10 protein-coding genes are annotated in these 12,266 nt (G+C 69.6%); 7 read left to right on the plus strand and 3 right to left on the minus strand.

The features are described from left to right. Positions 1–71 precede the first annotated feature (71 nt). The gene (locus VLK31_RS16285) at positions 72–1,394 is read left to right on the plus strand and encodes an NUDIX hydrolase (protein ID WP_409169452.1); all 1,323 of its coding nucleotides are present in this window, start codon (positions 72–74) and stop codon (positions 1,392–1,394) included. Then, positions 1,391–2,083: a nitroreductase gene (locus VLK31_RS16290; protein ID WP_409169453.1), complete on the plus strand. Its 693-nt coding sequence runs from the start codon at positions 1,391–1,393 to the stop codon at positions 2,081–2,083. Before VLK31_RS16285 ends, VLK31_RS16290 begins: the two co-directional genes overlap by 4 nt. Before the next feature lie 45 nt (positions 2,084–2,128). On the opposite strand, the gene VLK31_RS16295 is transcribed toward VLK31_RS16290, so the two are convergent. Both VLK31_RS16295 and VLK31_RS16300 read right to left on the minus strand, forming a co-directional pair. Further along, positions 2,129–3,754, minus strand: a complete 1,626-nt coding sequence (locus VLK31_RS16295) for an MFS transporter (RefSeq protein WP_409169454.1) — start codon at positions 3,752–3,754, stop codon at positions 2,129–2,131. Between the two features lie 82 nt (positions 3,755–3,836). Beyond that, positions 3,837–4,817, minus strand: coding sequence for a Bug family tripartite tricarboxylate transporter substrate binding protein (locus VLK31_RS16300; protein WP_409169455.1), 981 nt, complete (start codon positions 4,815–4,817; stop codon positions 3,837–3,839). A 203-nt stretch (positions 4,818–5,020) separates the two neighbouring features. Between VLK31_RS16300 and VLK31_RS16305 the strand changes: the two genes are divergently transcribed. Beyond that, on the plus strand, positions 5,021–5,773 hold the full coding sequence (locus VLK31_RS16305; protein ID WP_409169456.1) for a FadR/GntR family transcriptional regulator: 753 nt from the start codon (positions 5,021–5,023) through the stop codon (positions 5,771–5,773). 37 nt (positions 5,774–5,810) lie between these two features. On the opposite strand, the gene VLK31_RS16310 is transcribed toward VLK31_RS16305, so the two are convergent. After that, on the minus strand, positions 5,811–8,060 hold the full coding sequence (locus VLK31_RS16310; RefSeq protein WP_409169457.1) for an acyl-CoA dehydrogenase family protein: 2,250 nt from the start codon (positions 8,058–8,060) through the stop codon (positions 5,811–5,813). A gap of 140 nt (positions 8,061–8,200) precedes the next feature. Here VLK31_RS16310 and VLK31_RS16315 point away from each other — a divergent pair, with 140 nt between their 5' ends. From VLK31_RS16315 to VLK31_RS16330, 4 genes are all read left to right on the plus strand, one after another. Further along, positions 8,201–9,130 (plus strand): FadR/GntR family transcriptional regulator, encoded by a 930-nt coding sequence (locus VLK31_RS16315; RefSeq protein WP_409169458.1) that lies wholly within the window; start codon positions 8,201–8,203, stop codon positions 9,128–9,130. Between the two features lie 123 nt (positions 9,131–9,253). After that, complete coding sequence (locus VLK31_RS16320) at positions 9,254–10,087, plus strand: CoA-transferase subunit beta (protein ID WP_409169459.1); 834 nt, start codon at positions 9,254–9,256, stop codon at positions 10,085–10,087. A 26-nt stretch (positions 10,088–10,113) separates the two neighbouring features. Then, positions 10,114–11,004, plus strand: a complete 891-nt coding sequence (locus tag VLK31_RS16325) for a CoA transferase subunit A (RefSeq protein ID WP_409169460.1) — start codon at positions 10,114–10,116, stop codon at positions 11,002–11,004. A gap of 10 nt (positions 11,005–11,014) precedes the next feature. Beyond that, positions 11,015–12,247, plus strand: coding sequence for a CaiB/BaiF CoA transferase family protein (locus VLK31_RS16330; protein WP_409169461.1), 1,233 nt, complete (start codon positions 11,015–11,017; stop codon positions 12,245–12,247). Positions 12,248–12,266: the final 19 nt, after the last annotated feature.

The raw sequence follows: 12,266 nt of genomic DNA on the forward strand, positions 1-12,266 counted from the left end.
CAATAACCTTTAGAATGGATCAACCATAGATGTCCGATTCGACAAGTGCGACAACAGTGACAAGTACGACGATGAACCCAGGTTCGAAAGCGCCGGTGCAATCAAAAACTGCGGCAGTGCCGGGCGTGCGGCCGGTGCGCACCGCCGCCTCGCTCATCGTGCTGCGCGACGGCGCGGCCAGCGGCCGGGGCCTCGAAGTGCTCATGCTGCGCAGGGCCGAGAAAGAGGCCGACCAGAACAGCGGCGCCAGCGTGTTCCCCGGCGGCACGGTCGACACGCACGACCCCGCCATGCATGCGAGTTGCTGCGGCCTGGACGACGCGGCCGCGAGCCTGCGCCTGGCCGTGCCCGCCAACGGGCTCGACTACTACGTGGCCGCCGTGCGCGAGTGCTTCGAGGAGGCGGGCCTGCTGTTCGCTTCCGACGTGTCCGACGTGCCCGGCGCGCTGGTGCCGCTGGACGCGCTGCCCGACAGCGAGCGCGCCGCCCTGCGCCACGCCGCCGAGCAGGGCTCCGACGCGCTGCTGCACATGTGCCGCGAGCGCGGCTGGCAACTGGCGGTCGACCGGCTGCGCTACTTCAGCCACTGGCTCACGCCGCCGGGCATGCCGCGGCGCTTCGACACGCGCTTCTTCGTCGCGCTCGCGCCCCAGGCGCAAACCCCGAGCGCCGACACGCGCGAGACGGTCGAATGCCTGTGGCTCACGCCCGTCGAGGCGCTGAGCGAGCAGCGCGCGCTGAAGCTCATGAACGTGACGCGCCGCATCCTGGAGCAGCTGCGGTCCTTCGATACCGCGCAGGCCTGCATCGACGCCGCGCAGGCGCTGCGCGAGGTGCCGATGATCATGCCGCGCGTGGCCAACGGAAAGACCGGGCGGCAGCCGGTCAACCCGTGGGAGCCGGCGTATGAGGAGGTCGGCCGGCTGGACCCTGACGGGCACGGCCAGTGCCACCACACGCTGGAACCCGGCCTGGTGGTGCGCCTGTCGCCGCATGTGCTGCGCGTGACGACCGGCGCGCAGGCCGAATGCAACAGCTACCTGGTGGGCGGCGGCGAGGGCAACGCGTGGGCGCTGATCGATCCGCCCGCGGACGCAGCGGCCTTGGCCGCCGTGCATGCGGCGGCGCCCGGAGAAATCCGCTGGACGCTGCGCACCGGCGATGCGGCACAGGGCGCGAGCGACGTGCTTGACCTTGGCGGCTCGACGTTGAAAGCCGTGCAGTCGTCAGGCGTGAACGCGTGGCTGCTCGAAGAGGAGCGAATGCTGTTCAGCGGCAATGCCACGCGCGCCGACATCGCACGGCTGCCAGAACCCATCGACTGGATCGCGCCCGCTCAGGGCTTTCTGCGCACGCGCGCCGAACCCATGCAACCCCTGTTGAAGCCGACATGAATCCATCCATTTCCGACACCCCTCAGGCCACCGCCTTCGACGCGGTGTTAGGCGCACGCTACAGCTGCCGTGGCTACCTGCCGCAGGCCGTGCCGCGCGAAGTGATCGACGCCATCCTGCAGGCCGCGCAGCGCACCGCCTCGTGGTGCAACTCGCAGCCCTGGCAGGTGGCAGTCACCAGCGCCGAGGCCACCGAGCGGCTGCGCCAGGCCATGGCCGCACCCGAGGCATCGGCCGAGCAGGCCTTCGACATCGCACCGCCGGCCGAGTACCGCGGCGTGTACCGCGAGCGTCGGCGCGAATGCGGCTTTCAGCTGTACGACAGCGTGGGCATTGCGCACGGCGACCGCGAGGCGTCGGCGCGTCAGGCGCAGCTGAACTTCAGCTTCTTCGGCGCGCCGCACATGGCGCTGGTCACCACCGAGGCGGTGCTGGGCACCTACGGCGTGCTCGACTGCGGCGCATATGTCAGCAACTTCATGCTGGCCGCCAGGGCGCGCGGCGTGGCGAGCATTGCGCAGGCGGCCATTGCGTCGCGCGCGAAGTTGCTGCACCGCTGGTTCGATATTCCTGACGACCGCCAGGTGGTGTGCGGCATTTCGTTCGGCTATGAAGACCCGGCGCATCCGGCCAACCGCTTCCGCACCACGCGCGCCACGGTGGCCGAGGCCTCGCGCTGGGTGGACTGACGACCGACAGAGCGGGCTGAGCCGACCGCGCTTCAGGGGCTGCGTTCAGGGGCTGCGCTCGGCCAGGTAGTGCCGCGTGACCACCGGCACGCCGACCAGCTGAAAGCTGCGCGCATTCGCCTCCAGCTCGTTGCTGGCCACCGTGGCGCGCGAGCGCTGGCGCAGGTAGTCGGCCCAGGAGGTGACGATGAAGCGCTCCACATAGCGGCTCGCATCGCCCAGGTCGCGGTACACGCGCCAGAAGGTGGCGCCGTCGCGCCGACGGGCCACGGCCAGCAGCTGCACCGTGTCCAGAAAGCGCCGCGCGTCCGTCTCGTGAATGCAATACACCACCTCGACCGCCACCGGGCCGGCCTCGAACTCGGGCTCGTTCACCAGCAGCAACTCGTCGCCGTGTGCTGCCAGCGTCACCTCGTCGTCCGCGCCCATGCGCAACGGGTACGGCCGCGCCAGGCCCACGCTGGCCACCATGAGCGCGGCCGACAGGCACAGCGCCGCCGGCAGGCCCAGCAGGCTGGACACCGCCCCCCACAGCGCCGACCCCAGCGCGAAAGCGCCCAGCGAGCACAGCGTGTGCAGCGACGCGGCGCGCGCCCGCACCCACGGCGGGGCGCTGGTTTGGGTGGCGGCGTTGAAGGTCGACATCATCGTCATCCATGCCGCGCCGCCCAGCACGAAGCTCAGGTACACCAGCGGGCGCCAGGTCGACAGCGCGCCCACCAGCATGGCGCCGGCAAACACCAGGCAGCAGCAGGCGGCCAGCGCGTCGAGCCCGAAGCGCGAGCGGATGCGCCCGACGAAGAAGCCCGCCGACACCGCGCCCGTGCCCAGGCACGCCATCAGCAGGCCGTAGCCCGCCGCGCCCAGGCCCAGCCGCTGCTGCGCAATGACGGGCAGCAGCGCCCACAGCGCGGAGCCCAGCCCGCTGAAGCCGGCCGTGCGAATCAGCTGCGCGAAGATGGCCGGCGAATGCCGCGCGTAGCGCAGCGCGCTCAGCATGCCGCCCCACAGCCGCTCGGCCGGCAGCCGGGCCGGCAGGGGCGGGCGCGGCGGCCAGCGCCGGGTGGCGTAGCTCATGCCGATGGCGGTGAGCACGGCCGCAGCGAACACCGCGCTGGCGCCGGTCAACGCAAACATCAACCCCGCCAGCGCCGGCCCCACGGCACGCGCACCGTTGAAGGCCATCGACACCAGCGTGATGGCCTGGGGCAGCTCCTTGCGCTCGACCGTGTCGCTGACCGCGGAGTTCCACGAAGGCGACTGCAGCGCCGTGCACACGCCCAGCAAAAAGGTGAAGAACAGCAGCGTGCCCGGCCCCACCCAGCCGGCCAGCGCCAGCCCGGTGAGCACCAGCGCCGCCACCGCGTACACCCCCTGGATGCGCAGCATCAGCTTGCGGCGGTCGGTGGTGTCGGCCAGCACGCCGGCGGGCAACGACAGCAGAAACATCGGCAGGAACGAGGCCGTCTGCACCAGCGCCGCCAGAAACGAGGAGGCCGTGAGCTCGATCATCAGCCACGAGGCCGCCATGTTCTGCATGGCGTTGCCCACGAAGAACAGGCTGCCGGCGGTCCACAGGCCGCGAAAGGGCGGGTGCTCGAGCGGGCGCCAGATGGAAGGCGGGGGAGCTTTGGAAGTTGCGGGGGCGGCGGGGTTGTTTTTGTTGTTCAAGCGCGGGAGGTCCGTCGGCGGGCTGCGCAAATCATATCGGCGCAACCTCCCATCTGCGCGCGGTGCTTGTCGCGCGAAGCTCTCAGAGCTTGATGCGGCCGGTGGCCACCAGCTTCTGCGTCAGCGTGAGCTGCTCCGCAAGAAAGGCAGAGAGCTTCTCCGGCCCCCAGCCCGCGGGCTCGAAGCCCAGCTCCAGCAGCTTGGTCGACACGTCGGGCAGCTTCACGATGCGCGCCATCTCCACCGTGAGCTTGTCCAGAATGGGCTTGGGCGTGCCCGCCGGCGCAAACAGCGCGCCGAAGCCCGGCATGTTGACCTCCGGAAAGCCGGCCTCGGCGAAGGTGGGAACGTCGGGGTACAGCGCAAAGCGGGTCGGGCTGGCCACCGCCAGCGCGCGGATCTTGCCGGGGTAGCGCGACACGCCGCCCAGCGACACCACGGCCGTGTCGATCTGCCCGCCAATCAGGTCCTGCAGCGCGGGCGCCTCGCCCTTGTAGGGCACGTGCACGGTGTCGATGCCCGCCGCCATGTTGAGCAGCTCGCCCACAAAGTTGCCGCCCGAGCCCGGCCCGTAAGAGCCGTAGGAGATGCGCCCCGGCTTGCTGCGGGCCAGCTCGACCAGCTGCTTGAGCGTTTTCACGTTCAGCGACTCGCGCACGCCAATGGCGATGGGCGTGAGCGCCAGCATGCTGATGGGCGCCAGCTCCGACATCTTGTAGGTCTGCGTGGGCTGCAGCACCAGGTTGCTGATGAGGGCGCTGTAGTTCACCAGCAGCGTGTAGCCGTCTGGCGCGGCCTTGGCCACCGTGGCGGCCGCAATGGCGCCGCTCGCGCCCGCCTTCGACTCCACGATGGCGGGCTGCCCCCAGGCCTCGGTGAGCTTCTGGCCGATGACCCGCATCATGGTGTCGTGCCCGCCGCCGGGCGGCGTTGGAATGACGAACTTGATGAGGTTGCTCGGGTAGGCCGGGTCGGCGTGCGCTTGCATCAGCAGCGCGGGCAGGGCGGCGGTGCCCGCCAGTGCGAGACCGGTGGCAAGGGTGTGGCGGCGGGTCGGGTTCATCGGCTTGTCTCCTGCAGGGGGTTCTTCAAATTATCATTGGTTGAACCATAACGATTGCTGAGACAATGTCAATCCGCGCCGGCCCGGGGCGGGCACACTAGCGGCACCGAATGCGGCCCTTGCTTGCTGGCGCTGGCCCCGGCGCCATGCCGGCGCCGGTCCACCCGTTCGGGCCGTTCGTGATCCAGAGGAGGAAACAAGCCATGTCCGACACCCCGCCCGCCCTTGCCCCCGCTGCTGCCCCTGTGTTTGTGCCCGTGCGCATGCGCCGCGCATTCGAGGCCATCTGCGACCAGATTCGCGCCCAGGTGGCCGACGGCCTGCTGGCCGCGGGCGACCGCCTGCCCAGCGAAAAAGAGCTGTCGGAGCAGTTCGGCGTGAGCCGCAGCGGCGTGCGCGAGGCGCTGCGCAGCCTGGAGATGGCGGGCATGGTGGAGGCGCTCACCGGCATCAACGGCGGCTTCTACATCAAGCAGTCGCACCCCGATGGCATCACGCAGGCGGTGCGCGACATGGTGGCGCTCAACCAGGTGCCCGTGTCCGACGTGACCGAGGCGCGCATCCTCATGTGCGGCCTGGCCATCAAGCTGGCCTGCGAGCGCGCCACCGAGGAAGACTTTGCCGCCATCGAGGCCGACATCGACCGCTTTGCCGAGCTGGTGAAGCAGGGCAAGCCGGTGCGCGACAGCGGGCTCATCACCGAGTTCTACCGGCTCATTGGCCGCGCGACGCACAACGAGGTGATCGTGATGCTGATCGACGCGCTCTCCGAAATATTGCGCGGCCTCATCGCGCAGTTGCAAACGCCGCACAGCAACGTGGTGCAGGTGCGCCGCAAGGTGCTGCGCCTGATGCGCGAGCGCGACGCGGACAAGGCCAGTGCGGCGCTGGCCAAGCACCTGACCGCCCTGCACCTGCTGCTGGAAGACATGGAGCGCAAGAAGCCCGCGCGCTGAACCACTCTGCCCCACTCTGAACCGCGCTGAGCTGCGTTCAGCGCGGCAGCCCCAGCCCGCGCTGCGCGATCAGCGTGCGCTGTATTTCGTTGGTGCCGATGCTGATGACCCACATCAGCGAATGGCGCAGGTTCTGCTCGATGCGCCCGCGCAGCACGGCCCCCGGGCCGCCTTCCGACAAGGTGCCGGTCATGCCCAGAATGTCGAGCGCCGTTTCGCCAAATCGCTCCATCAGCTCGCCCGAATACACCTTGCTGGCGGCGGCGTCGTGCAGGGGCGTCTCGCCCGCGTCCACGCGCTCGGCGCAGTGCATCATCATCTGGCGGCCGGCCTCTATCTGCGAAGCCAGGTCGGCGATGCGATCGCGCACCAGCGCATCCAGCCGCATCGGCCGCCCGTCGATCTGCGCGCCGCGGATGTGCTCGCACAGCAGTTCGAACGCATGCGCCACCTTCATCACGATGCCGCCGCCGATGAAGCCGCGCTCGGTGGCCAGCGCGCCCACCAGCACCTTCCAGCCGCCGTCGGGCTCGCCCACCATGGCGTCGGCCGGCACGCGCACGTTGTCGTAGAACACGTTGGCAAAGCTGCCGCCGTACATCGTGGTGGAGGTCTTGACGGTGATGCCGGGCGTGTCCATCGGCACGATGAACAGGCTCAGCCCCGCGTGCGGCGGGCTGGCGTTGGGGTTGGTGCGGGCGGCCAGCAGCATGTAGTCGCCCCAGTAGGTGGTGGTCCAGATCTTCTGGCCGTCGATGACGTAGTGGTCGCCGTCGCGCACCGCGCGCGTGCGCATCGAGGCCAGGTCGGAGCCCGCGTCGGGCTCGCTGTAGCCCATGCCGTAGATGGCCTCGCCGCGCAATATCTCAGGCAGGTAGCGGTCCTGCTGCGCCGGCGTGCCGTGCACCTGCAGCATGGCGGCCTGCACGGGCGCGCCGGCGCGCGGCGCCTCCGCGCGCTCCATTTCCTCGACGAAGGCCAGTTGCTCGAAGGCCCCGCGCGCCTGTCCGCCGAAGCGCTCCGGCCAGCCCAGTCCGATCCAGCCGGTCTGGCCCATCGCGCGTGCGAAGTCGCGGTCGAACTCGCGCTGCTTGAAGCCGAGCCGGTCGTGCGCGGCCTTGCGCTCACCCGACCAGTGCTGCCGCAGCCAGGCGCGCACCTCCTCGCGAAAAGCATTGCCTTGCGGGCCCAGGTCGTACCGCGGCAGCGCATGGGGCTCGTCGCCCAGAAAGTGCTCGGCCAAGTCTTCCCTGGCGCGGCGCATGCCGCCGTGCCGCAGCACATCGAGGTGCACCTGCTTGAAATGGCGCGGGGCCTCGTGCTCCTCGCTGTAGCCGATGGCGCCGAAGGTGTGCTGCGTTTCCAGCGCCACCTGCCGCAGCGTGGCGCCCGCGAGCGCGCAGGCCGCCGAGGCGGACACGCGCCAGTCGGCGGCACCGGTGTCGTGCTGCCGCGCGGCATGGGCCTGCGTGAGGCGCGCGCCCATCAGCGCGATGTGGTTGTTCGCAAGCTTGTGCTGCACCGCCTGGAAGCTGCCGATGAGCCGGCCGAACTGGCGCCGCTCGCCGGCGTAGGCCACGGCCATTTCGAAGGCGCGCGTGGCGGCACCGGTGGCGCGCGCGCACAGCGCCAGTTGCGCCATCGTGCGCAGATCGCGCAGCGCATCGGCGGACAGGTCGACCCGCGTGGCCGGCACGTTGCGCAGGGTGATGCGGCTCAGGCCTTCGGTGCCCATGGCGGGCGTCGCCTCCATGCGCACGCCGGGCGCCGTGGCCTCGACGATGGCCAGCGTGGGCGCAGGCCCGGCCACCGCCACCGCGAAGTGCGTGGCGCTCGCAGCGCATTCGACGAAAGCCAACTCGCCGCTGAGCTGTCCGTCCGTCAGTACCGCACTGCCCGCGCCGTGGTCGCCGTCGAACGCGCCAAGCGCCAGCACCACGCGCGCGCTGCCGGTGTGCGCGGCGCTCAGCAGTGGCGGCGGGTCGCCCTCGGGCGTGCGCAAGGCCGCCAGGTTCAGCAGCGCGGCGTGGTGCACCGGCACCGGGCAGGCCGCGCGGCCCATCTCTTCCATCACGATCAATATCTCGCGCAGGCCGCCTTCGGCGGCGTCGCTGCCCAGCGCGGTGAGGCCCTGGCCGGCCAACTGATGCCATGCGGCCTGCACGCGGGCCGGGTCGCGCGCGCTGTGTACGGCGGTGGCGGCAGGCCAGTGCCTGGCGAGAAAGCCGCGCACTGCATCGCGCAGCATGGCGCGTTCTTCGTCGCTGGGCAGGGGCTGGGGCGTCATGGGGTTCTCCGTGCTTCGATATTGCAATGGTACAACCATTGCAATATCGGTTGAAGAGGTCCTCAGGGGCGTGGGCGCGTGAAGGCGGCATTTATCATTGGCTCAAAGGTCCAACGTTTCATTTTTCCCGGGAGATTCCAATGACCGCCAAAGAACCGCAACCGCCCCAGACAGAGAAAACCGCGGCGCCCGCCACCAAGTTCAAGGCCATTCGCTCCGCGCGCGCCTTCGAGGAAATTGCCCAGCAGATTCGCGCCGAGCTCGCCCAGGGCCGCCTCAAGGTGGGCACGCGCCTGCCGTCGGAGCGCGCGCTGTCCGAGCAGTTCGGCGTGTCGCGCAACACGCTGCGCGAGGCGCTGCGCTCGCTGGAGCACGCGGGCCTCATTCGCCTGCAGAAGGGCGCCACCGGCGGCGCCTTCATCAGCGGGCGCAGCGGCGACGCCATTGCCACCGGCCTCATGGACATGTATCACATGGGTGCCATTCAGCCGGCGCAACTGACCGAGGCACGCATCTGGCTGGAGTCGATTCTGGTGCGCGAAGCCTGCGCGCGCGCCACGCCGGCGGACATCGAGGCGCTGAGCAACAACATCGACGCGGCCGAGGAGGCCACCCGCAACAACGACTTTCCGGCGCGCGCGGCCACCAACCTCGAATTTCACCGCATCCTTGCGCGCATGACGGGCAACCCGATCATGGTGATCGTGATGAACGGCGTGCTCAACGTGCTGGCCGAGTTCATCGGGCAGGTGGGGCATTCCGACAACGCCTACGTGCTGCCGTCGCGCCGTCGCTTTCTGAAGCACCTGAGCGCCAGGGACTCGGACGCGGCCGTGGCGGAGATGGAGTCGATCCTCAAGCGGCTGCAGCGCAGCTACCTGTCGAAGGTGGAGGGCGGCGCGGACGAAGAAGCGGCCGAGGCGCCCGCCGCAGCGAAGGCACGGGCAAAGCCCGCCGCCAAGCCTGCTGCCAAGACCGCCCCCAAGCCAGCAACCAAGCCGGCAGCCAAGGCACCCGCAAAAAGCCCAGCCAGGCCAGCAGCCAAGCCCGCCCCGAAAACACCGCGCTGACCCGCGCGCGCCTCTTCGCGCCGCCCCCACCCGACCGCTCGCCGAAAGGCCGGCGGTCTTTTTTTGCCCGCTCCAAGGCGAACCCCGCTTGACAGGCCCGTGGTTGATTCCTAGCATTTAGCAATGGTTCAACCAACAACACTCTCAACCCCACAGGCCGACCTGCCAGCCGACGGCCAGCCCTCGACCGGCGAGCTGCTCGCGGTGCTCCTGGCACGCGACTTCGAGGACGGCGAAAAAGTCATCATCGGCACCAACTCCGACATCCAGCTGGCCGCCTGCAACCTGGCGCGCCAGATGCAGGCGCCGCGTCTGTGGTGGATCTCCGGGCCCGGCGGCATGGTCAACCCGGTGCGCGACCACCTGCTGTCGACCGCCGATTCCGACAACATCGGCTCGGCCGAGGCCTGGATGGACCTGCCCAACATGATCGACTTCATCGACTGGAAGATCCACTTCTTCGACTTCGCGATCCTCTCCGCGCTGCAGGTCGACCGCTTCGGCAACATCAACACCGTGGTGGTCGGCGACCACGCGCGGCCCAAGGTGCGCGGGCCGGGCACCGTGGGCATCAGCGCGCTGTGCGGGCTGGCCAGGCGCTTCTACGTGGCGCTCACGCGGCACGACCAAAGCGCTTTCGTGCCGCGCGTCGACTTTCTCTGCGGCCCCGGCCACATGCAAGGCGGCAACTCGCGCGAAGAGGCCGGGCTGCCCGCGGGCGGGCCAAAGCTGGTGGTGTCGCCACTGGGCGTGTTCGACTTCGAGCCCGTCAGCAAGGCGATGCGCGTGCGCTCCGTGCACCCGGGCGTCACGCTCGCGCAGGTCCAGGCCGCCACCGGCTTCGACATGCGCGTGGACGGCACGCCGCCCGTCACCACCATGCCCACCGCCGAAGAGCTGCGGCTGCTTCGCACCCGTGTCGACACGCGCGGCACGCTTCGCCGCAAGTTCCCATAAGTTCCCATAAGCCAGGCGCAACCCCCATGAGCAACAAAAGCAAACTCATCTCGCTCGACGAAGCGGTGTCCGCTGTGAAAGACGGCGACAAGGTCGGCCTGGGCGGCTGGATCTTCAACGCCCAGCCCATGGCGCTGGTGCGCGCGCTGATCCGCAAGGGCGCGCGCAACCTCGACCTGGTGCCCGCGCCCGGCTCCATTGCGCCCGACATGCTGATTGGCGCGGGCTGCGCGCGCAGCACGGCCTGCGTGTTCATCAGCTTCGAGCAATTCGGCCTGGCGCCGCACTTTCGCCGCCAGGCCGAGGCCGGCACGCTGAAGGTGTACGAGCTCGACGGCCCCGGCATCGCGGGCGGCCTGCGCGCCGGCATCTGCGACATGCCCTGGACCGCCATTCCCGACCTGGGCACCGACCTGCCGCGCCACACGCCCGAGCATTACTGGCCGCTGCCTTCCAAGCCCGGCGAACGCAAGATGCTCGCGGCCGCCGCCATCAAGCCCGACGTGTGCCTGCTCCACGCGCAGCAGGCCGACGAATACGGCAACGTGCAGTTTCTGGCCACGCCCTTCTTCGACGCGATGCTCGCGCAGGCTTCGCGCCATGTGATCGTGTCGGTCGACCGCATCGTGTCGAGCGACACCATTCGCCGCGCCAACCACCTCACCAAGCTGCCGAGCGTGATGGTCGACGCGGTGGTCGAGGCACCGTACGGCGCGCACCCGACCGCCTCGCCCTCGCTCTACCGCGCCGACGAGCGACACCTGAAGGAGTACGTGAAGGCCAGCGCCAGCGAAGAGGCTTTTGCCGCCTACCTGAAGCGCTATGCGAGCGGTGCGGCCGCGCATCCCGACTACCTTGATGCGCTGGGCGGCGCACGGCTCGCGGCGCTCGCGGTGTCCGAATCGAACCTCGCCTGAAGGGCACCCCATGAGCAACAGCAATACAGCAGACGCCAGCAAGACCGGCACGCCCACCAAGCCCAAGCCCGGCATCCTCGACGGCATTCGCGTCCTCGACTTCACCGCCATGATGTCGGGGCCGTACTGCACCCGCCTCATGGCCGACCTGGGCGCGGAGGTCATCAAGGTGGAGCCGCCCGAAGGCGACCACATCCGCATGCGCCCACCGCGCCGCGAAGGCCGCAGCACCTACTTCGCGCAACTCAACGCGGGCAAGAAAAGCCTGTCGCTCGACCTGAAGAAGCCCGAGGCCATTGCGCTGGTGCACGACATGGTGGCGCAGTGCGACGTGCTGGTAGAGAACTACCGGCCCGGCGTGATGAAGCGGCTCGGGCTCGACTACGACACGCTGTGTGCGCTCAACCCCAAGCTTGTGTACTGCTCCATCTCCGGCTTTGGGCAACAGGGCGCATGGTCGGGCCGCAGCGCCTATGCGCCGGTGCTGCATGCCGCCAGCGGCTACGACATGGCCAACCTCGACTACCAGGAAGGCGACGTCGAACGGCCGTTGAAAAACGGCATCTTCGTGGCCGACGTGCTGGGCGGCTCGCTGGCCTTCGGCGCCATTCAAAGTGCGCTGTTCCGCGCCGCGCGCACCGGCGAGGGCGACCATGTCGACCTGTCGCTGATGGACGCCATGCTCGGCCTGCTGGTCTATGAATGCCAGGAGGCGCAATTCCCGGCCGAGCGGCGGCGCCCGCTCTACCGCCCCACGAAGGCCAAAGACGGCTTTCTGCTCATCGCTCCCGTGAGCCAGAACAACTTCGAGGCGCTGGCGCACGGCACCGGCCACCCGGAGTGGATCACCGACCCGCGCTTTTTCACCAGCCAGGAGCGCGAGCACCACTGGGGCCAGCTGATGCAGCTGCTCGACGACTGGGCCGCCTCGCGCACCGCCGCCGAATGCGAGGCCGAGATGAACGCCGCCGGCGTGCCGTGCTCGCGCTACTTCACCGTGCGCGAGGCGATGAAGCTGCCGCCGCTGGTCGAGCGCCAGGCCTTTCAGACCATCGACGACGGCGCAGGCGCATTCCAGGTGCCCAACCCCGCCTTTCGGTTTGCCCACACCGCCGCGCATGCCCGCGGCAGCGTGCCCATGCTGGGTGGCGACGGCCCCGCGCTGCTCGGCAGCCTGCTGGGCCTGAGCGCGGAACGCATCAGCGCGCTGAGGGAAAGCCGCACGCTGCATGTGAACGGCTGACACCGCCGCGCTTGCGGTT

Origin of the sequence: Variovorax sp. H27-G14 (genome assembly GCF_046156345.1) — a bacterium.
GTDB lineage: Bacteria > Pseudomonadota > Gammaproteobacteria > Burkholderiales > Burkholderiaceae_C > Variovorax.